Consider the following 20915-nt stretch of genomic DNA (forward strand, 5'->3'; position numbering starts at 1 on the left):
CCCCGCCATACCCCGGTATGACAGGGCATTTGCGTCTTGCCGGACACGTTTTCAAGACGAATCTCATCCACCAGCAACAAATCAGCGCTTCCCTAGCCGACGGCCGGTTCGACACACCCCGACCGCAACTGCGTCACCGCATGCTCCCACCCCTGCACCCGGCGCATCGCTTCATCCCGGTCAGTAGCCGGTTCGAAGACGCGGTCCACGCGCCACTGCGCGGCCAGGTCGTCGGTGCCGTGGTGGACCCCCGCGGCCAGGCCGGCGAGGCTGGCCGCGCCCAGTGCCGTGGTCTCCGTAACCACCGGCCGCACGACGGGAATGCCGAGCAAATCAGCCTGGAACTGCAGCAGCAGCGAATTGGCGCAGGCGCCACCGTCCACGCGCAATTCCGTGATGGGCGCGGCCGCGTCGCGTTGCATCGCCTGCAGCAGCGCGGCGCTCTGGAACGCGATCGACTCCAATGCCGCCCGGGCGATGTGGGCAACCGTGGTGCCGCGCGACAGGCCGAACATCGCACCCTTCGCGGACGGCACCCAGTACGGTGCGCCCAGTCCCGTGAACGACGGCACGAACACCACGCCGCCGGCATCCGGCACCGAGGCGGCCAGCGCTTCGATCTCGTTGGCCTGCTTGATGGCCTTCAGGCCGTCGCGCAGCCACTGCACCACGGCGCCGCCAATGAAAACGCTGCCTTCCAGCGCATACTGGTGCAGGCCATTGGCTTCGCACGCGGCGGTGCTGATCAGGCCATTGTTCGATGTGGCGCACTCGCTGCCCGTGTTGAGCAGCATGAAGCACCCGGTGCCATACGTGTTCTTGGCCATGCCGGGCTGGAAGCAGGCCTGGCCGAACAGCGCGGCCTGCTGGTCGCCGGCGATGCCGCCGATGCAGACTTCCGCGCCCAGCCACTGCGCCTGGGTCATGCCAAACAGGTGGCTGGACGGGTGTACCTCGGGCAGCAGTTCGGCGGGAATCTCGAGCCACGCCAGCAGCTCGGCATCCCAGCAGCGCTCATGGATATTCCACAGCATCGTGCGGGCTGCGTTGCTGACGTCCGTGACGTGTTCGCGTCCGCCCGTCAGATTCCACGCCAGCCATGAGTCGACGGTGCCGAACGCCAGTTCGCCGCGCTCGGCGCGGGCCCGCGCCCCGTCGACGTTATCGAGGATCCATTTCAGCTTGGTGGCCGAAAAATACGGGTCCAGCACAAGGCCCGTCTTGGCGCGGATCTTGTCCGCCAGGCCATCGGTCCGCAGTTGCTGGCACAGCGCCTCGGTGCGCCGGTCCTGCCAGACGATGGCATTGAAAATCGGACGGCCGGTGGCGCGTTCCCATACGACGGTCGTTTCGCGCTGGTTGGTGATGCCCAGCGCGGCGATGTCGCCCGCCTTCAGGCCGGCCTTGACCAGCACCTCGCGGGCGGTGGCCAGCTGGCTGCGCCATAACTCGTCGGGATCGTGCTCGACCCAGCCGGGCTGCGGGAAGATCTGCGTGAATTCCTGTTGGGCCGTGGCCACCACTGCGCCATCGCGAAACACGATGCTGCGCGAACTCGAGGTGCCCTGGTCCAGAGCCAGTAAGTAGGCCATGTGTGATCCTGCTCCAAAATGAAACGAAACGCGCGGCGCATCCGGAACGAATACGCCGCGCGAGGGGTACAGCGGCGTGATACAGCGATCAGCGTACCTTGCCGGCCTGCCAGGCTTTCAGCAACTGGTCGTAAGGGATCGTCTCACCCTTCGGCTTTTCGTTGGCGACCTTGGCCCATGGTGCGGCATTATTGGTCAGCATCGTCGCCGGATCCTTCTTGTCGTTCAGCTTCGGTGCGCACTTCGCCATGCCGGCGCGCTGCAAACGACCGAGGATCTTGTCCATTTCGTCGGCCAGATTGTCCATCGCGCCCTGCGGCGTTTTCTCGCCGGAGATCGCCGTGGACACGTTCTTCCACCACAGCTGCGCCAGTTTCGGATAATCCGGCACGTTGTTGCCGGTCGGCGTCCATGCCACGCGCGCCGGGCTACGGTAGAACTCGACCAGGCCGCCCAGCTTCGGCGCCATGTCCGTCATCGCCTTCGAGCGGATGTCGGAATCGCGGATGAAGGTCAGGCCGACGATCGATTTTTTCAGCGACACGGTTTTCGACGTGACGAACTGGCCATACAGCCACGCGCCCGCCAGGCGGTCAGGCGGAGTGCTCTTCAGGTAAGTCCACGAGCCGACATCCTGGTAACCGTTCTGCATGCCCTCTTTCCAGTACGGGCCGTGCGGGCCAGGCGCCATGCGCCATTTCGGCGAGCCGTCGGCATTCACGACCGGCAGGCCGGCCTTTGTCATGCTGGCGGTGAAGCCGGTGTACCAGAAGATCTGCTGGGCGATATGGCCCTGCGACGGCACGGGACCCGATTCCGAGAACGTCATGCCCAGGGCCTGCGGCGGCGCGTACTTCTTCATCCAGTCCAGGTATTTGGTCAGCGCGTACACTGCGGCCGGCGAGTTGGTCGCCCCGCCACGCGCCACCGATGCGCCCACTGGCGTGCACTTGTCGGCCGCCACGCGGATGCCCCATTCGTCCACCGGCAGGCCGTTCGGCAGGCCCTTGTCGGCGGCGCCGGCCATCGACAGCCACGCATCGGTGAAGCGCCAGCCCAGCGACGGGTCCTTCTTGCCGTAGTCCATATGGCCGAATACCTTCTTGCCATCGAGTTCCTTGACGTCGTTGGTGAAGAAGCTGGCGATGTCTTCATACGCCGACCAGTTCTGCGGCACGCCCAGGTCGTAGCCGTACTTGGCCTTGAACTTGGCCTGCAGGTCCTTGCGCGCGAACCAGTCGGCGCGGAACCAGTACAGGTTGGCGAACTGCTGGTCGGGCAGCTGATACAGTTTGCCGTCCGGCGCCGTGGTGAAGCTGGTGCCGATGAAGTCCTTCAGGTCCAGACCGGGATTGGTGAACTCCTTGCCGGGACCGGCCATGTAGTCGGTCAGCACGACGGTCTGGCCATAGCGGTAGTGGGTGCCGATCAGGTCCGAGTCGTTGACCCAGCCGTCATAGATCGATTTACCCGACTGCATCGAGGTCTGCAACTTCTCCACCAGGTCGCCCTCCTGGATCACGTCGTGCACGACCTTGATGCCGGTGATTTCCTCGAAGGCCTTGGCCAGCACTTTCGATTCATACACGTGCGTGTCGAGCGACTCGGACACCACGTGGATTTCCTTGACGCCCTTGGCCTTGAGCTTGGCGGCGGCATCGATGAACCAGTTCATTTCCTTCAGCTGCTGCGCGCGGTCAAGGGTACTGGGTTTGAATTCGCTGTCGACCCATTTTTCGGCCGACTTGCTGTCGGCCAGCGCATTGCCGCTCATGGCCATCACGGCAACGGCGATTGCGATGACGCCAGGCTTGAATACCGCTTGCTTAGTTTGAATCATGTCTTCTCCATGTTTTTGTTGTCGTCTTTTCGGAAAAACCGGTACTACTTTTTGCCTACGCTTTCACCATGATGATCGCCATCGCGGCAAACCCCAGCGCCGTGCCGATCCACTGGCTCAGGTCCGTGAAGCCGACCCATGCCAGGTTGATATACGCGGCCGTCAACAGCCCGATGAACAGGCGGTCGCCACGTGTCGTGCGCATCGGCAGAAAGCCTTTGCGTTCGACTGTTGGCCAACGCAGTTCAAGAACCGTCATCCCCGCCAGCATCAGCGCGATGCAGCCGAAGAAGACGGCCACCGGCATCGTCCACGCCATCCATGCAAATGACCACTCCATCGTCACACCCTCCCCATCGCGAAACCTTTGGCAATATGATTGCGTACGAACCAGATGACCAGCATCCCCGGCACCAGCGTCAGCACACCGGCGGCGGCCAGCACGCCCCAGTCCATGCCCGCGGCCGACACGGTGCGCGTCATGATCGCGCTGATCGGCTTGGCGTCCACGGATGTCAGGGTGCGCGCCAGCAGCAGCTCCACCCAGCTGAACATGAAGCAGAAGAAGGCGGTCACGCCGACGCCCGCCTTGATCAGCGGCAGGAATATCTGCAGGAAGAAGCGCGGGAACGAGTAGCCGTCGATATACGCCGTTTCATCGATCTCGCGCGAGATGCCGGACATGAAGCCTTCCAGGATCCACACGGCCAGCGGCACGTTGAACAGCATGTGCGCCAGCGCCACGGCGATGTGCGTGTCCATCAGGCCCACCGTCGAATACAGCTGGAAGAACGGCAGCAGGAACACGGCCGGCGGCGTCATGCGGTTCGTCAGCAGCCAGAAGAACATGTGCTTGTCCCCCAGGAAGCGGTAGCGCGAGAAGCCGTAGGCGGCCGGCAGCGCGACCAGCAGCGAGAACGTGGTGTTGAGCGCCACATAGATCATCGAGTTGATGTAGCCGTTGTACCAGGACGGGTCGGTGAAGATCGTCCTGTAGTTGTCCCAGGTGAGGTTCCGGGGCCACAAGGTGAAAACGGACAGCGTTTCCTCGTTGGTCTTGAGCGACGTGTTGAGCATCCAGTACAACGGCACCAGCGTGAAGATCACGTACAGCACCATCATCACGCCACGCGGGATGCGGTTGTTCTTGACGATTGCCTGGCTCATCGGGGCGCTCCGCTGGATCGGGGAGCCGACGGCCGCGTCTTGCAGGTCTCTAGGCATGGTCGCTCTCCGCATTGTTGTTGCTGTTGCCGGCCTTTTGCATCCAGTTGTACAGCACGAAGCTGAACAGCAGGATGATCAGGAAGTAGATCAGCGAGAACGCCGCCGCCGGGCCCAGGTCGAACTGGCCGACCGCCTTCTGCGTCAGGTACTGGCTGAGGAACGTGGTCGAGTTACCGGGCCCGCCGCCCGTCAGCACGAACGGTTCCGTGTAGATCATGAAGCTGTCCATGAAGCGCAGCAGCACGGCGATCATCAGCACGCCGCGCATCTTCGGCAGCTGGATGTGACGGAACACGGCCCAGCGGCTGGCGCCGTCGATCTGCGCCGCCTGGTAGTAGGCGTCCGGGATCGAGCGCAGGCCGGCAAAGGCCAGCAGCGCCACCAGCGGCGTCCAGTGCCACACGTCCATCAGCAGCACGGTCAGCCATGCATCGAGCGTGTGCGACGTGTAGTTGTAGTCGATGCCCAGCATCTGCAGCCCATGGCCACCGAGGCCGATATCGGCGCGCCCGAAGATCTGCCAGATCGTGCCGACGACGTTCCACGGAATCAGCAGCGGCATCGACAGCAGCACGAGCGACAGCGAAGACTTCCAGCCTTTCGACGGCATCGCCAGCGCCAGCGCGATCCCGAGCGGAATCTGCACCAGCAGCACGCACAGCGAGTAGATCAACTGGCGCGCCAGCGCGGCGTGCAGTTCCGGGTCGCGCATGATTTCGCGGAACCATTCGAGGCCGACAAACACCGTTTGACCGGGGCCGAGAATGTCCTGCACCGAGTAGTTCACCACCGTCATCAACGGCAGGATCGCGGAGAACGCGACGCAGACGAACACCGGCAGGATGAAGAACCAGGCCTTGTTGTTATAGGGCTTGTTCACCGCGCGATCCTTTCGTCGTTGCAGAAGAAGATGGTTTCGGGACGCGCCAGGCGCAGCCAGTGGCGGCCCGCCTGCACCGGGATCGCGGCATCCAGCCTGCCTTTCAGCGGATGGCCGGCGATCGTGCCCGTCACCAGCTGGCACGTGCCAAGATGCTGCACGTGGCGAATCTCCGCCTCCAGCGCGCCCTCGGTACCGGCTGGTGCGAGTTCGACGAACTCGGGCCGGATGCCCATCGACAGCGTGCCGTTCGCACGCTTCAATTGCGCCACGCGGGCCGGATCGACCGACACGCGGGCGCTGCCGATATAGATGCCATTGGTGTCCGCCGCATCGAGCTTGACCGGGTAGAAATTCATGCCCGGGCTGCCGATGAAGTAGCCGACAAACGTATGGTCGGGCCGCTCGAACAGCGCATCGGGTGCGCCCTTCTGGACAATCTTCCCGTCCGTCATGACGACCACTTCGTCGGCAAACGTCAGCGCCTCGACCTGGTCGTGCGTCACGTAGATCAGCGTCAGCTTCAGCTGCTGGTGGATCTGCTTGAGCTGGCGGCGCAGCTGCCATTTCAGGTGCGGATCGATGACCGTCAGCGGCTCGTCGAACAGGATCGCCGAGACGTCCTTGCGCACGAGGCCCCGGCCCAGCGAGATCTTCTGCTTGGCATCCGCCGACATGCCGCTGGCGCGCACCTTCAGCGCATCCTTCATGCCGAGGATCTCCGCCACCTCGTGCACGCGCTTGTGCACCTCGGGCTCCGGCATCTTGCGGTTACGCAGCGGGAAGGCCAGGTTGTCGTAGACCGTCATCGTGTCGTACAGCACCGGGAACTGGAACACCTGTGCGATATTGCGGCCGCGCGTGGGGGTGTCCGTCATGTCCCTGCCGTCAAAGAGCACCTGGCCATGCGACGGCACCAGGAGGCCCGAGATGATGTTCAGCAGCGTCGATTTGCCGCAGCCGGACGGGCCAAGCAGCGCATAGGCGCCACCGTCCTCCCACACCATGTTCATCGGCTGCAGCGCGTAGTCCGATGGTGCCTGCGGGTTCTTGCCATAGGCATGGCCCAGATTGCGAAACTCAATGCGCGCCATGACTCGCCTCCCCCGGTGCGCGCAGCAAGGCGCCATCCGCGTCGAAAATAAACAGTTCCCGCGGATCGACCCATGCCGCTACCCGCGCGTCGATCGCCACCGAATGCACACCCGGCACCTGCGCCACCATGCCCGCGCCGCCCAGGCGCAGGTGGACATAGGTTTCGGAGCCGCTCAATTCGGACAGGTCGACAGTGCAGTCCATGCGGTTGACCTGCGCGGCGCCCGGCTTGAGTGCCACGTGGTGGCAGCGGATGCCGACCTTGCACGGCTGGCCCTTCGCCAATTGCAGCGCGGGGCCGCCGACGCGCAGCACGGGGCCGTCGTCGAGACGCACCGTGTGGCCATCCTCCATGCGGCCGGCCAGCACGTTCATCGGCGGGTCGTTGAAGATCGCAGCCGCACGGATCGAAATCGGCTTGCTGTAGGTGTCGAGCGTGGGGCCCGTCTGCAGGATGCGGCCGGCGTCCATGACGACGGTCTGGCCGCCCAGCAGCAGCGCTTCCTGCGGCTCGGTCGTCGCATACACGACGGTCGTGGCGCCATCGGCAAACAGCGAGGCCAGTTCGGCGCGCAGTTCTTCGCGCAGCTTGTAATCGAGGTTGACGAGGGGTTCGTCCAGCAGCACCAGCGGCGCCTTTTTCACCAGTGCGCGCGCCAATGCACAGCGTTGCTGCTGGCCGCCGGACAGTGCGCCCGGCAAGCGCTGCAGCAGATGGCTGATGTGCAGCTTCTCGGCCATCTCCGCCACGCGCTGGCGCACTTCGGCATCGGGCCGGCGCTGCAGGCGCAGCGGCGCGGCGATATTGTCGAACACCGTCATGGCCGGGTAATTGACGAATTGCTGGTACACCATGGCCAGCTTGCGCTCACGCACGCTAACGCCCGTGACGTCCTGGCCATCGACCAGCACGCGGCCTTCGGTCGGGCGATCGAGCCCTGCGATGACCCGCATCAGCGTGGTCTTGCCCGCTTGCGTGGGTCCGAGCAGGACGTTGATCGTCCCCGGAACCAGTTCCAGGTCGAGGGGGTACAAATGCGTCTCTGCCCCCACCCGCAAGCTAATATCCTTCAGCTGCAGTTTCACTGCTGTCTCCTGTTCTTGTTGCTGCTTTTCTTCTTGATGTTACTGCCCGGTTACCTTCAGGTGCCTGCCGTTTGCCTGATGCCGACCTCCTGCCCGCCGTGCTCCGCGCCCGATTGCTGCGTCATCCATTGCTGCAACCGTTCCACGTCCGCCGGCTTGCTGTGCAGGCCGCACTTGGTGCGCCGCCACAGCACGTCTTCCGCACTGCGCGCCCATTCTACCTGCATGAGGTAGCCAACTTCCCGGCTATAAACGCCCGGCGTCAGCTCGATGCCCAGATCGGCCACGCTGATGGCATCGCCCAGCATCTTTTCGGCGCGGCTGCCGTAATTGCGTGCGTAACGGTGCGCCAGCGCTGGCGGCAGCCACGGATGGCGCCCCTGGAAACGCCGCAGGAAACCGGCGAAGTCATAGCGCTCGATCAGCATGCCGGGGAACTGGAGGTCGCCGCCGGGCAACGGGGCTTTGGCCGTCCAGTCGGGCGCCGCCGTACCGAGGCGGCGCTGCAGCAGCGCGACGCCTTCTTCGGCCAGCTTGCGGTACGTGGTGATCTTGCCGCCCCAGATATTCAGGAACGGCGGCGCGTCGTCGGGACATTCGAGCAGGTAGTCACGCGTGATGGCCGACGCCTGGCTGGAATTGTCGTCCAGCAGGGGGCGTACGCCGGAGTAGGTGCCGACCACGTCGGCCGGCGTAATCTGTCGGCTGAAATAGCGGTTGGCCATCTCGCACAGGTACGCGGTTTCTTCCGGGCTGATCGTGACGCGGCCGGGCTCCCCGGTGTATTCGAGGTCCGTGGTGCCGATCAGCGTGAATTCCTCCTGGTACGGAATGGCGAAGATGATGCGCTTGTCCGGGTTCTGGAAGATGTAGGCGTACTCGTGTTCGAACAGCCGCGGCACGATGATGTGGCTGCCCTTGATCAGCCGCAGCCCGTAGCTGCGGCCGGCGCTTAGGGCCGAGGCGGCGAACTGGCCCGCCCACGGACCGGCGGCGTTGACGACGGCGCGTGTGCGCACTTCGATGCGGCCCCGTTCGGCGCTGTCCAGCGTGGCGCGCCAGCCGTCGCCATCACGCCGCACCGACGTACATGGCGTGCGCGTCAGGATGGTGGCGCCGCGCTCGCTGGCGTCCATGGCATTAAGCACGACCAGCCGTGCATCGTCGACCCAGCCGTCCGAATAGACGAAGCCCTTGTTGAAGCGGCCTTTCAGCGGCGCCCCGGCGGGATGATCGCGCAGCGTGATGCCTTCGGAACCGGGCAGGAACTCGCGCCGCGCCAGATGGTCATACAGGAACAGGCCGGCGCGGATCATCCACGAAGGGCGCTGCGTCGCATCGTGCGGCATGACGAAACGCAGCGGCCACATGATGTGCGGCGCCGTGCTCAGCAGCACCTCGCGCTCCTGCAACGCCTTGCGCACCAGCTTGAATTCGTAATATTCCAGGTAGCGCAGGCCGCCGTGAACCAGCTTGGTGCTGGCCGAGGACGTGTGCTGCGCCAGGTCGTGCTGCTCGCACAGCACGACACGCAAGCCGCGGCCGACGGCATCGCGGGCAATGCCGACGCCGTTGATGCCGCCGCCGACGATCAGGACGTCGCAGTCGAGGGACGCTTCCGTGGAAGGCGCCATCACTGCACCGACCCGCGCGCGTCGCCCGGGATGCCGCTCGCGCAGGCGGGATGGGTTGAACTTGGGGCGCGAATATGGTCGTTTTTGTTCATATCCTGTCTCTTATCGTTTTATCTGTCGCTGGGCGTATCCCACGGCGGTGTCTGAAGCGGCAGCCTCGTCCGCGCCGACTGCGCCGTTGAGGACAGGCACCTGTCTCAGCGTCTCCGACCCTGCGACAGGTGCCTGTCCCGGACTTTGCTGCCTTGAGCATCCACCATCAGGCGCCAGTCGAAACCTGCATCAGCGAGAATTCATTGTACATATTTCCACATTACGAACAACAATATTTTTGCGTTTCTGTTCGTTTGAGTTCGCTAAAAGCACGGCACATGTTCACTTTTGCCAACACGTCACGCTTTTGTCCCTGTCAGGGCACTCGGCACTGTCGAGTACACCACGACGTGAACTATAATGAACCGGTCCGGCAGCCAGCGCGGTGCCAGAGTGCCCTTCCCGCATCCAGCCACCATTCGCCGATGACCCCACGCCACCGCAGACTGCTCGACCACATCCGCCAGCACGGCGACACCTCCGTAGAAGACCTGGCGCGCGTCCTTGGCGTGACCACCCAGACGATCCGCCGCGACATCCGCGAACTGGAAGACGCACGCCTGCTGGCGCGCTATCACGGCGGCGTCAGCATTCCGTCCACGGTGGAGAACATCGACTACGACCAGCGCCGCGTGATGGACAGCGACGCCAAGCGCCGCATCGGCCAGCTCGCCGCGGCGCAGGTGGAAAACGGCCGCTCGCTGATCATCAATATCGGCACGACGACAGAAGAAGTGTCGAAAGCGCTGCTGCACCACCGCGGCATCCGCGTGGTGACGAACAACCTGAACGTGGCATCGATCCTGTCCGGCTGCGACGACGCAGAAGTCATCGTCGCGGGCGGCCTCGTGCGCAAGCGTGACCGCGGCATCGTCGGCGAAGCCACCATCGACTTCATGCGTCAGTTCAAGGTCGACATCGGCATCATTGGGGTCTCCGGCATCGAAGCCGACGGCACCTTGCTCGACTACGACTACCGCGAGGTGCGCGTCACGCAGGCGATCATGGAGCAGTCACGCCAGGTATGGTTGGTTGCCGACCACACCAAGTTCGGGCGGCATGCGCTGGTGCGGCTGGGAAGCATTGCGCAGGTGGATAAGTTCTTTACGGATTTGCCGGTGCCGGCGGAGGCGGCGGAGGCTTTCGAGAAGGCCGGGGTGGAGGTGATCGTGGCGGGGGCTGAGCAGGAGAAGTGAACCGCTCCGGCGAACCTGGATGGCGCCGGCACACCGCCTCTCCCTGTCGCAAGGGCAATGCGACAGGGCTACCGCAGCGCCGAACACGGACGGCGAGCCTGTCGGATTTTCTGTGTGATTCAGGGTCATGAAATAAAGCCGAATGGATGGTTCCATGACCGTTCGGCGGGCGCGGCGCAAGGTCGCAATGACCTGCTCCTGCCCCGCTGGCCGGGATTCGATGCGTGTGCAAACGCCTGCTGTTTCGGCAGCGACAGGAAGATCTGTTTCTGGCCGCTTCCCTGAGCCCTACGGCCGTGGGACAACAAAAACCCGGACTGCATGCATGTAAAAAAGCCCCTGGCAATCAGGGGCCTTCTCGCATTTTTCGAACGAACGCTGCCGGCGGCAGCCGAGTCAAATCATTCCCACTCGATCGTCGCCGGCGGCTTGCCGGAGATGTCATACACCACCCGATTCAAGCCCCGCACCTCGTTGATGATCCGGTTCGACACCTTGCCCAGCAGCTCGTGCGGCAGGTGGGCCCAGTGGGCCGTCATGAAGTCCTGGGTCTGCACGGCGCGCAGCGCGACGACGTAGTCGTAGGTGCGCCCGTCGCCCATCACGCCGACCGATTTGACGGGCAGGAAGACGGCGAAGGCCTGGGACGTGGCTTCGTACCAGTTGCGCGGCACACTGTCCTGGTCGAAGCCCGGCACCACCACCGCTTCGTACGGGGTGTTGCGCAGTTCCTCGATGAAGATGGCGTCGGCGCGGCGCAGCAGCTCGGCGTACTCGTGCTTGACTTCACCCAGGATGCGCACGCCCAGGCCGGGGCCGGGGAACGGGTGGCGGTAGACCATTTCGTGCGGCAGGCCCAGGGCGACGCCGAGTTTACGCACTTCGTCCTTGAACAGTTCGCGCAGCGGTTCCAGCAATGCCAGCTTCATCGTTTCCGGCAGGCCGCCCACGTTGTGGTGGCTCTTGATGGTCTGGCCCTTCTTGCCCTTGCCGGCCGATTCGATCACGTCCGGGTAGATGGTGCCCTGCGCCAGCCATTTCGCGCTCGGCAACTTGGCCGACTCGGCCTGGAACACTTCAACGAATTCGCGGCCGATGATCTTGCGCTTCTGTTCCGGGTCCGTCACGCCGGCCAGGTGGCCCATGAACTGCTCGGTGGCGTCGACGCGGATGACTTTCACGCCCAGGTTCTTGGCGAACATATCCATCACCATCTGGCCTTCGTTCAGGCGCAGCAGGCCATGGTCGACGAAGACGCAGGTCAGCTGGTCGCCGATGGCGCGGTGGATCAGGGCCGCGGCGACGGACGAATCGACGCCGCCGGACAGGCCCAGGATGACTTCATCCGTGCCGACCTGGGCGCGGATCTTTTCCACGGCTTCGGAGATGTAGTCCGGCATGTTCCAGTCGGACTTGCAACCGCAGATCTCGTGCACGAAGCGGCCCAGCATGGCCTTGCCCTGCACCGTGTGCGTCACTTCCGGGTGCCACTGCACGCCGAAGAACTTGCGCTCCTCGTCGGCCATGCCGGCGATGGGGCAGCTTTCCGTGCTGGCCATCAGCTTGAAGCCGGCCGGCATGTCGAGCACCTTGTCGCCGTGGCTCATCCAGACCTTCAGCATGCCGTGGCCTTCGTCCGTGACGAAGTCGTTGATGCCGTTCAGCAGGCTGGTGTGGTTGCGGGCACGCACTTCGGCATAGCCGAATTCGCGCACCAGGCCGTTTTCCACCTTGCCGCCCAGCTGGGCCGCCATGGTCTGCATGCCGTAGCAGATACCCAGCACGGGCACGCCCAGCTCGAACACGGCCTGCGGCGCGCGGGGCGAATCGCCTTCCAGCGTCGAATTGTGGCTGCCCGACAGGATCACGCCGGCGGCGCCGTAGTTGCGGACGAACTCGTCCGACACGTCGTACGGATAGACTTCGGAAAACACGCCGGCATCGCGCACGCGGCGGGCGATCAGCTGGGTAACCTGGGAACCGAAATCGAGGATGAGGATTTTAGAGTGCATTGAATGAACTGTGGCTAAGCAAAAGAAAAACGCCGGCGCGGGCCGGCGTTGAGGGAACGCTTATTCCGAACGGTAGTTCGGTGCTTCCTTGGTGATCTGCACGTCGTGCACGTGCGACTCGCGCATGCCGGCCGACGTGATCTCGACGAATTCCGCCTTCTCGCGCAGCTCGTCGATGGTGGCGCAGCCGCAGTAACCCATCGACTGGCGCACGCCGCCCACCAGCTGGAAGATAATGGCCAGCACGGAGCCCTTGTAGGCCACGCGGCCTTCGATGCCTTCGGGGACGAATTTGTCGGCCTTGGCCGAAGCTTCCTGGAAGTAGCGGTCGGCCGAACCTTCGGCCATCGCGCCCAGCGAGCCCATGCCACGGTAGGACTTGTACGAACGGCCCTGGTACAGGATCACTTCGCCCGGCGCTTCTTCCGTGCCGGCGAACATGGAGCCCATCATGACGGTCGATGCGCCGGCCGCCAGGGCCTTCGAGATGTCGCCCGAGAAGCGGATGCCGCCGTCGGCGATGCAGGGCACGCCCGTGCCTTCCAGCGCCTGCGCCACGTTCGAGATGGCGGTAATTTGCGGCACGCCGACGCCGGCGACGATACGGGTGGTGCAGATGGAGCCGGGGCCGATGCCGACCTTCACCGCGTCCGCGCCGTACTCCACCAGCGCCTTGGCGGCGGCCGCCGTGGCGATATTGCCGCCAATGACGTCCACGTGCGGGTATTTCGTCTTGATGTAGCGAACGCGGTCCAGGATGCCCTGCGAGTGGCCGTGGGCCGTGTCCACCACCAGCACGTCCACACCGGCCTGCACCAGCAGGTCGATGCGCTCTTCGTCCTTGGCGCCGACGCCGACGGCCGCGCCCACCAGCAGCTTGCCGTGCTGGTCTTTCGACGCGTTCGGGTGTTCGGTGGATTTCTGGATGTCCTTGACCGTGATCAGGCCGCGCAGCTCGAAGGCGTCGTTGACGACGATCACGCGCTCCAGGCGGTGCTTGTTCATCAGGCGCTTCGCCTCGGTCGTGTCGGCGTCTTCATTGACCGTCACCAGCTTTTCGCGGGGCGTCATCTTGGCGCGCACTTCCGCGTCCAGCTCCTGTTCGAAACGCAGGTCGCGGTTGGTGATGATGCCCACCACTTCCTTGCCTTCGACGACAGGGAAACCGCTGATGCCGTACTGCTCCGTCAGCTTGATCACGTCGCGGATCTTCATGTCCGGCGGAATCGTGATCGGATCACGCAGCACGCCTGCTTCGAAACGCTTGACCTTCGCCACCTCGCGCGCCTGGTCCACCGGACGCAGGTTCTTGTGGATGATGCCGATGCCGCCTTCCTGGGCCATCGCAATGGCCAGACGGCCTTCGGTGACGGTATCCATCGCGGCCGACAGCAGCGGGATATTCAGCGAGATATTGCGGGTCAGTTTGGTGCGGAGCGACGTATTGGCAGGCAGAACGTTCGAGTACGCAGGGACGAGGAGCACGTCATCGAACGTGAGTGCTTTTTGGAGTAGACGCATAGTACATTTCCTATCGGCGCAAAAGTGAATTATACAGAAGTTCACGCCGGCCGTCCTTGCATGGTGGCAAAATCAAGCAGTTTTTGCCGCAAACGTTGACAGCGGACGCCGATCGCGGTGAAATGACCGATGATTCTCAAAGGAAATTAAGTCATGACTCTTCCTCACCGTGCGCTGGCCACCATCCTGCTGCTGGGCTGTTCGCTGGCACAGGCGCAATGGGCGTGGAAGGACCAGAACAACCGCCCCGTCTATTCGGACCAGCCGCCACCGCCGTCGGTACCGGCCAACCGCATCTTCAAGGCACCGCGCGGCCAGATGCCCGACCTGCGGCAGGAACTGAATACGCCCCCTGCGCCGGCGCCCGCTGCGCCCGCCAAGCCCGCCATGCCGGCCCTGGCCGAGCGCAACGCCGACTTCGAAAAACGGCGCGCGGCGGCGGCCGAGGCAGCCGCCAAGGCAGCCGTCGACCAGCAGAACGCCGCAGCCCGCACGGCCAACTGTGCCACCGCCCGCGCCAACCAGCGCGCCCTCGACGCGGGCGGGCGCATCAGCCGCTTCGACGAACAGGGCCAGGCTGCCTTCCTGACGGACGCCCAACGGGCCGAGGAAGCCAAGCGCAACGCCGCCTCGATCGCACAGCACTGCCGCTGACGGGTTTACTTGCGATTCAGGTAGTTGCTCCAATCCAACGGCACCCGTTTGACGCGGCGCAAGGCCATCGAACATGGCGCGGGCCGGCTCAACCATATAAGTCAGACTGCTCGAAACCCTATATCGACCTGACCTGCGAGCGGATCATGAATGCGTTCACCAATGTTCAGATTATCAACGGCCCCAACGGGGAACCCGTGTATGTCGTCATTCCCTACGCCACGTATATGCAGACGCAGTCGCGCCAGCGTGACGACTGTGTGCCGCACCAGGTGGTGGGCCTGATCGCCGACCATGGCTGGACGGCGGCGCGTGCGTGGCGCGAGTACCTGGGCCTGACCCAGCAGCAGGTGGCCGAACGGATCGGCATCAGCCAGCCGGCCTATGCGCAGCAGGAGGCGGGATTGCGGCCGAGGAAATCGACGCGGGAGAAGATCGCCGCGGCGCTGGGCATCGCCCCGGGCATGCTGGAACTGTAGTTCAGCCGTCGTTCTCCGGCCCGGTGGCCGGCGGCAGCGGCGGCGGCGCGCCATCCTTCTTCGCGCGGCGGCGGCGCGCGTTCTTCGGGTCGACGATCAGGGGGCGGTAGATCTCGATGCGGTCGCGTGCCTGCAGCACCGTGTCGAGCGTCTTCTTCTTGCCGTAAATGCCGACCGGCATCGTCACCAGGTTGATCTCGGGCGCTTCCTGCAGCACGCCGGACTGCTCGATGGCCTGGCCGATGGTGGTGCCGGCGTCGACTTCCAGCGCCCGCAGCAGCGGGTTCGGCCCGCTGGCATAGCACAGCGACACCTTGATGCGTTCAGCCATACACGGTTTCGGCGCGCTTCGTGAACGAATCGACCATGCTGTTGGCGATCATGCCGAACACGGGGCCGATCACCTGCTCCAGCAGGCGGCTGGAAAACTCGTATTGCAGGTCCAGTTCCACCTTGCAGGCATCGGCGCGCAGCTCGCGGAAGGTCCACACGCCGTTCAGGGTCTTGAACGGGCCGTCGACAAGGCTCATGTGGATGGCGCCCGGTGGCGTGCCCGTATTGGACGTCGTGAAGCTCTGGCGCACGCCGTGGAAATTGATGCCCACGCTGGCCACGACCTTGTTTTCCGTGCGCTCGCGCACTTCCACGCCGCCACACCAGGGCAGAAATTTGGGATAATCCTCGACCCTGTCGACCAGGTCGAACATTTGCCTGGCGCTGTATCCCAGCAAAACCGACTTGTGCACTACTGCCATTCTTTAACCGTTTGCTATCATGTTGAACAATGCGAGGGTTTTCAGAAATCGGTGCCAGCCTGACCGGCCGCCAACTTTTGAAACAGCCTCCCGCGCCCCTTGCGCGAAAACCGTAGTTTAACCGACCCGCGCCGAAGACCACATTACTCATGACTATTGCCGATAACCGCAAAGCCTTCCACGACTACTTCATCGAAGACCGCTACGAGGCGGGCATCGTGCTGGAAGGCTGGGAAGTGAAGGCGATCCGCGATGCGCGCGTCCAGATCAAGGAAGCCTACGTGACGATCCGCGCCAACGAACTGTACCTGTTCGGCGCGCACGTCAGCGCACTGCCGACCGCCTCGACCCACATCCACCCGGAAGCCGTCCGGACCCGCAAGCTGCTGCTGCACCGCAAGGAGATCGACAAGCTGATCGGCAAGGTCGAGCGCTCCGGCTACACCCTCGTGCCCCTGAACCTGCACTACAAGGGCGGCCGCGTGAAATGCGAGATCGGCCTGGCCAAGGGCAAGAAGCAGCATGACAAGCGCGCCACCGAGAAGGACCGCGACGCCAGCCGCGAGGTACAGGCCGCGATGAAGCAGAACCGGCGCTGATGGCGCAATACCCGTTCGGCATCGGCGGCTGGCGCCGCAACGGGCCGTTGCCGTACAACCTGGTCGCAATGACCGCGGTGGCCATCACCGCGCTGACCTGGCTGCTCGCGGCGTTGCTGCTGCGGGGCGTCTTCACGGGCGGACCCGCACAGTGCGGCGACTTCGGCTTCAGCTGCCTGGGGAACGCTGTCGTGGCGGTGGCGCTAGGCAGCGTCGCCGGTACGATCGCGGCACTGTGCTCGTTCGCCGGCGCGCGCCGCCAACGGTGGCTGTGCTGGCTTGCCCTTTTGCTCAGTGGCGCGCCCCTGCTGGCCGTTGCCACGATGGCGCTTCTCGTCTTCGTGCGCTGAGATTACAAACCGTTTGTGCGGCCGTTCGTTGTTCTTGACGGCGCGCAAACTGATACTGCCGGTTCCCCGTGTCTTCTGTCGCGACCAGCTCGGGCAGCCTGTCGTCGCTGCTGTCCTTCACGATGAAAAAATAGTCCTGATCGTATTTGCTCATGCTTATCCCCTGGTTTCGGCCTGTATTGTACGGCGCTGACAAGGGGGTAGCCATGCCCCGTCGGGGTCTGCCGTCGCAGCGCTGTGGTGTTCCGGCCTTGACGCATCGCAAGCGACCGGCATCGCATTTCGATGTATTTTTGACGTCGCGCACACGCCACGCGCACGGCTGCCAATAATTTCCAAGTGGAAACGCCCATGCTACACTCCACGGGCTGACCACTTACGGATTTTCGATGAAACTCGCCACCTCCCTCGTCCTGGCCGCCACGACGGCCGCCGCCCTCGCCGGCTGCGCCGTTCCCTACTCGCCGACACCGGTGGCAACGAACTTCCCCACCGCGCGCCAGGAAAAGCTGCAGGCCGCCGCGCACTGGCACACGATCGCCGACCATATCGAGCAGCGCGTCGTGACGGACATGAAGAAGCATCCGCAGCGCCCGTTCTTCATCGCCGAGGACGCGGACCCGACGCCGTTCAAGAAGGCCCTGACGAACCAGCTGGTGACGTCGCTGGTGAAGGACGGCTACACGGTGGCCCGCACGCCGGCCGGCGCGTGGAAGCTGGAACTGGACATCCAGGCCGTGACGTTCACGGCCAAGCGGCCGCAATACCGCTACTCCGGCGCGTCCACCGCGCTGGCCACGGGCGTGTGGGTGCTGTCCGATATCGATCCGATGGTGGGCCTGGTGGGGCTGGCCGGTGCCGCCGATGCCTTCCACTGGTTCAACAGCCAGTTCGCGCCGGGCGCGACGCCAAAGACGGAACTGATCGTCACCCTGTCCGTCGGCGACCAGTACCGTTTCTACGCGCGCAGCACGTCGGCGTATTATGTGGCGGACACCGACCGTGCGCTGTACGGCATCAAGGAAGAGGACACCCAATTGACCAAGCTGTTCAAAGTACAGGGAGGCCGCTGATGCGCGCGGCCCTGCCCCTGCTGGCGCTGGCCCTGCTGGCCGGCTGCGCCACGCCGGCGAAGGACGAGCCGAACTACGCCACCGTCGCGTCGAACCAGTTCGTCCAGGCCAACTACAAGGCGGCCGACACCTTGCTGACCCAGCTGAACGGCAAGCTGGCGGCCGACAAGCCGATGATCATGGCCACCGTCGTCAATATCGACGCGCTGGACCAGACGTCGACCCTGGGCCGCCTCGTCTCCGAACAGATTTCCACGCGCATGGCGCAGGGCGGCCTGAAGATGCTGGAAATGAAGCTGCGCAACAGCGTCTACCTGAAGCGCAACCAGGGCGAGCTGATGCTCACGCGCGAGATCGGCGAAGTGGCGCACAGCCACAACGCCCAGGCCGTCGTCGTCGGTTCGTACGCGGAAACGAGCGACATGGTCTTCATCAATATCAAGGTGGTCCAGCCGCAAAGCAATTTCGTGCTGGCCGGCCATGACTACGTGCTGGCCAAGGAAGGCATCGTCCGATCGATGCTGATGTCGCGCTGACCGCGCCCGCTGACGCACCCTCTTCGCGTTACCCTCTTCTATTGCCACGAAAACAAGTGTAAGGTGTGCAGGTCATGCCTGCCACCAACATTCCAAGCATATTGCAAGTCACCCCGGACCCAGCGCCCGGGCGTGACGCCCACCAGGAAGCCGCCGCCGCGCTGCGCTTCTGGGAAGCTCTCGAGTACCTGACCCCGCAACCGCCGCCCGACGTGAAGGTGGACGATTCCGTATGGGAGGTCCGCACCGATGCCGAACTGCCGTGGAACGATTCCCGCAAGCAGGCCATCCTGACCAGGCAGCATGGGCCCGACTGGCGCTTCCAGCTGTTCGCGGGGATCGTCGACGGCACCTGCTACGTGGAGCAGGCGCGCGCCGCCCTGGGCGCAGGGCCCATCGACATGGAAGAGCAGCCCCCGCCGAAGCCCGCCGCATGCGTGGTGATCGGAACCAACGGCGCGGGCATGGTCACGGGACAGGTCTTCGTCAGCAGCCTGCCCTGGGCCATGTACTGCGTCGAGCAAGGCAGCGGCAACGACGCCCCGCTCCGTTTCGGCGGCTTCTTCGGCCTGGGCGGACTCGAGGAACGGATGCGCAATGCCGTCGCCGACCTGATGGTAGAGCGCAAGCTGCTCGCGCCGCCGCCGGCGCCCGGTGCCCCCAAACCCGAAGGCCCGCTTGACCCCTCCCTGCGCCCGCTGACGATGGAAGATGTGTCGGCGATCGTCGAATTCGTGTTCGACGCGGGCGGCTGGCGTCCCGCCCGGCAGATGACGTGGCGGGTCCGGGGCAGCAAGGCGCCCAAGGAAGACGAGAAGGTGGCACCGGACGATCCCCTCAACAGCTTCTACGCCGAAGACCTCGCGCGCATCGGCGCCCGTCATGCCGCGGGGGACACGGGCAGCGGCCTGCGCGCCTATCTGGCCGGCGAGGACGGCACGGAACGGATCGACCTGGACCAGGATATCGGTGCCCTTGCCGGCGGCGTCGCGCCCGCCCGCCTGCCGCCGGCGTGCTGGCCCGGCAAGCACCCGCTGGTGCTGGCGCAGCAGTTCGCCGTCAATACGCTGGTGCGCGAGCTGGCGGACGGGGCCGGCCTGTTTGCCGTCAACGGGCCGCCGGGCACGGGCAAGACGACGATGTTGAAGGATATCGTGGCCGCCGTCGTCGTCCGGCGGGCCGACGTGCTCGTCACGTTCGACTACCCGGTCAAGGCGTTCGGCGACGACGCCGGCATCGAGGACTACGGCTACAAGGCCTGGCAGCTGGACCCGCGGCTGCGGGGCTTCGGCATCGTCGTGGCCTCGGCCAATAACGGCGCCGTCGAGAACATCACGAAGGAGCTGCCCGGCGTCAAGGAAATCAGCGACGAGGTCGCGCTGGATTATTTTTCCAGCGTGGCCGATTCCGTCGCCGCGCCGCCGAAGGCAAAACGGCGCGGCCCACGACGCGAGCGCTGGGGCCTGATTGCCGCCGTGCTGGGCAGCAAAACAAGGCGCCGTGAATTCGTCAACCCGTTCTGGTTCGTCGGCATGTCGCCCGCCAGTTCCCCGGATGACGTGGCCCTTGCCGCGCATCCGCTGCGCCTGCGTTCGCTGCCAAGCCTGTTCAAGAACCCGAACGGTCCAGAAAACTGGCAGCCCGACCACGGTGCAATGCCGTGGCAGGCCGCACGGGAACGGTACCGCGCGGCGCGCCAGCGCGTCGATGCATTGACGGCCGAGGCGGCGACGCTGGCCGACACCATCGACTCGTTCCGGCTTGCCCGGCAGGCGCGGTCTGCGGCAGCCGGGGAAATCGTCGCCTTGTCGGCGCTGGCGGCAAGCCGGCAGCGTGCGGTGGACGCCGCGGCCGTGGCGGTGATCGAGGCGGAGCAACGCATCGCGCTCGTTGCACGGCGCGATGGCGCAAGCGCGGCCCATGCCACCGCCGAGGCAGGGCTGGCGGAGGCAATTCTTGCCTGCCCCGCCGGCGCGCCAGAGGCCATGGCACGCCAGCATGACGCGGCCAAGGCAACCCTGGCAAGGCTGCGCGAGGAGCACGAGCGTCACTTGCGCCATCCACCCGGTTTCCTGGCCCAGCTGTTTCGCACTCAGCGCAGCCAGCGGTGGAACGCGCGCGATGCCGCCTTCGAGGAGCAATTGCGGGAAGCTGGAACCCGCTGCGATGACGCCGCCGCCGCGCTGGCCTTGTTGCAGGCCGGGGCAGCAAGAGTCGCCGCGCTGCGCCTGTCGCAGGCACCGCTTGCCGCCGCCTGCGCGCAGGCCGACGCCGCGGCCCGCCAGGCAGGCCT

At 64.8% G+C, this 20915-nt stretch carries 19 protein-coding genes and 1 pseudogene; 8 read left to right on the forward strand and 12 right to left on the reverse strand.

Annotation, left to right across the window (positions count from 1 at the left end):
- Nucleotides 1-92 precede the first annotated feature (92 nt).
- From glpK to glpD, 8 genes are all read right to left on the reverse strand, one after another.
- Complete coding sequence (gene glpK / locus GM672_RS11070) at nucleotides 93-1592, reverse strand: glycerol kinase GlpK (RefSeq protein WP_155470589.1); 1500 nt, start codon at nucleotides 1590-1592, stop codon at nucleotides 93-95.
- Between the two features lie 88 nt (nucleotides 1593-1680).
- Nucleotides 1681-3372 (reverse strand): ABC transporter substrate-binding protein, encoded by a 1692-nt coding sequence (locus tag GM672_RS11075; RefSeq protein ID WP_371867056.1) that lies wholly within the window; start codon nucleotides 3370-3372, stop codon nucleotides 1681-1683.
- Between the two features lie 115 nt (nucleotides 3373-3487).
- Nucleotides 3488-3772 (reverse strand): DUF2160 domain-containing protein, encoded by a 285-nt coding sequence (locus GM672_RS11080; protein WP_155470591.1) that lies wholly within the window; start codon nucleotides 3770-3772, stop codon nucleotides 3488-3490.
- Nucleotides 3773-3774: 2 nt separating this feature from the next.
- The gene (locus GM672_RS11085) at nucleotides 3775-4599 is read right to left on the reverse strand and encodes a carbohydrate ABC transporter permease (RefSeq protein ID WP_155470592.1); all 825 of its coding nucleotides are present in this window, start codon (nucleotides 4597-4599) and stop codon (nucleotides 3775-3777) included.
- Between the two features lie 49 nt (nucleotides 4600-4648).
- Nucleotides 4649-5539, reverse strand: coding sequence for a carbohydrate ABC transporter permease (locus tag GM672_RS11090; RefSeq protein ID WP_170300018.1), 891 nt, complete (start codon nucleotides 5537-5539; stop codon nucleotides 4649-4651).
- The gene (locus GM672_RS11095; RefSeq protein ID WP_155470593.1) at nucleotides 5536-6633 is read right to left on the reverse strand and encodes an ABC transporter ATP-binding protein; all 1098 of its coding nucleotides are present in this window, start codon (nucleotides 6631-6633) and stop codon (nucleotides 5536-5538) included. Before GM672_RS11095 ends, GM672_RS11090 begins: the two co-directional genes overlap by 4 nt.
- Nucleotides 6620-7720 carry an ABC transporter ATP-binding protein gene (locus GM672_RS11100; RefSeq protein ID WP_170300019.1) on the reverse strand — a complete coding sequence of 367 codons (1101 nt, stop codon included), beginning with the start codon at nucleotides 7718-7720 and terminating at the stop codon, nucleotides 6620-6622. The genes GM672_RS11095 and GM672_RS11100 overlap by 14 nt, the downstream gene beginning before the upstream one ends.
- A gap of 56 nt (nucleotides 7721-7776) precedes the next feature.
- Nucleotides 7777-9354, reverse strand: a complete 1578-nt coding sequence (glpD, locus tag GM672_RS11105; RefSeq protein WP_155470594.1) for a glycerol-3-phosphate dehydrogenase — start codon at nucleotides 9352-9354, stop codon at nucleotides 7777-7779.
- A 518-nt stretch (nucleotides 9355-9872) separates the two neighbouring features.
- Here glpD and GM672_RS11110 point away from each other — a divergent pair.
- A complete protein-coding gene (locus GM672_RS11110) occupies nucleotides 9873-10643 on the forward strand; it encodes a DeoR/GlpR family DNA-binding transcription regulator (protein ID WP_155470595.1) in 771 nt (256 codons plus the stop codon).
- Nucleotides 10644-11044: 401 nt separating this feature from the next.
- Here GM672_RS11110 and guaA read toward each other — a convergent pair whose 3' ends face one another.
- Together guaA and guaB are read right to left on the reverse strand one after the other, a co-directional pair.
- A complete protein-coding gene (gene guaA, locus GM672_RS11115) occupies nucleotides 11045-12655 on the reverse strand; it encodes a glutamine-hydrolyzing GMP synthase (protein WP_155470596.1) in 1611 nt (536 codons plus the stop codon).
- Between the two features lie 60 nt (nucleotides 12656-12715).
- Nucleotides 12716-14176, reverse strand: coding sequence for an IMP dehydrogenase (gene guaB / locus GM672_RS11120; RefSeq protein ID WP_155470597.1), 1461 nt, complete (start codon nucleotides 14174-14176; stop codon nucleotides 12716-12718).
- Nucleotides 14177-14329: 153 nt separating this feature from the next.
- Here guaB and GM672_RS11125 point away from each other — a divergent pair, with 153 nt between their 5' ends.
- Both GM672_RS11125 and GM672_RS11130 read left to right on the forward strand, forming a co-directional pair.
- Nucleotides 14330-14830 (forward strand): DUF4124 domain-containing protein, encoded by a 501-nt coding sequence (locus GM672_RS11125; protein ID WP_155470598.1) that lies wholly within the window; start codon nucleotides 14330-14332, stop codon nucleotides 14828-14830.
- A 146-nt stretch (nucleotides 14831-14976) separates the two neighbouring features.
- Nucleotides 14977-15309, forward strand: coding sequence for a helix-turn-helix domain-containing protein (locus GM672_RS11130; protein WP_155470599.1), 333 nt, complete (start codon nucleotides 14977-14979; stop codon nucleotides 15307-15309).
- A gap of 1 nt (nucleotide 15310) precedes the next feature.
- On the opposite strand, the gene GM672_RS11135 is transcribed toward GM672_RS11130, so the two are convergent.
- Complete coding sequence (locus GM672_RS11135) at nucleotides 15311-15640, reverse strand: RnfH family protein (RefSeq protein ID WP_155470600.1); 330 nt, start codon at nucleotides 15638-15640, stop codon at nucleotides 15311-15313.
- Nucleotides 15633-16064, reverse strand: coding sequence for a type II toxin-antitoxin system RatA family toxin (locus tag GM672_RS11140; protein WP_155470601.1), 432 nt, complete (start codon nucleotides 16062-16064; stop codon nucleotides 15633-15635). The genes GM672_RS11135 and GM672_RS11140 overlap by 8 nt, the downstream gene beginning before the upstream one ends.
- 149 nt (nucleotides 16065-16213) lie before the next feature.
- Here GM672_RS11140 and smpB point away from each other — a divergent pair, with 149 nt between their 5' ends.
- The 5 genes and pseudogenes from smpB to GM672_RS11165 form a co-directional block, all read left to right on the forward strand.
- Complete coding sequence (gene smpB, locus GM672_RS11145; RefSeq protein WP_155470602.1) at nucleotides 16214-16663, forward strand: SsrA-binding protein SmpB; 450 nt, start codon at nucleotides 16214-16216, stop codon at nucleotides 16661-16663.
- Nucleotides 16663-17013, forward strand: a complete 351-nt coding sequence (locus tag GM672_RS11150; RefSeq protein ID WP_155470603.1) for a hypothetical protein — start codon at nucleotides 16663-16665, stop codon at nucleotides 17011-17013. Before smpB ends, GM672_RS11150 begins: the two co-directional genes overlap by 1 nt.
- A 389-nt stretch (nucleotides 17014-17402) precedes the next feature.
- Complete coding sequence (locus GM672_RS11155; protein WP_155470604.1) at nucleotides 17403-18086, forward strand: hypothetical protein; 684 nt, start codon at nucleotides 17403-17405, stop codon at nucleotides 18084-18086.
- Nucleotides 18086-18622 carry a FlgO family outer membrane protein gene (locus tag GM672_RS11160; RefSeq protein ID WP_155470605.1) on the forward strand — a complete coding sequence of 179 codons (537 nt, stop codon included), beginning with the start codon at nucleotides 18086-18088 and terminating at the stop codon, nucleotides 18620-18622. Before GM672_RS11155 ends, GM672_RS11160 begins: the two co-directional genes overlap by 1 nt.
- Nucleotides 18623-18696: 74 nt before the next feature.
- Nucleotides 18697-20915: pseudogene (locus tag GM672_RS11165) on the forward strand (hypothetical protein); the annotation flags it as partial.

The sequence above is a fragment of the Pseudoduganella buxea genome (assembly GCF_009720835.1).
Taxonomy (GTDB): Bacteria; Pseudomonadota; Gammaproteobacteria; order Burkholderiales; family Burkholderiaceae_D; genus Rugamonas; species Rugamonas buxea.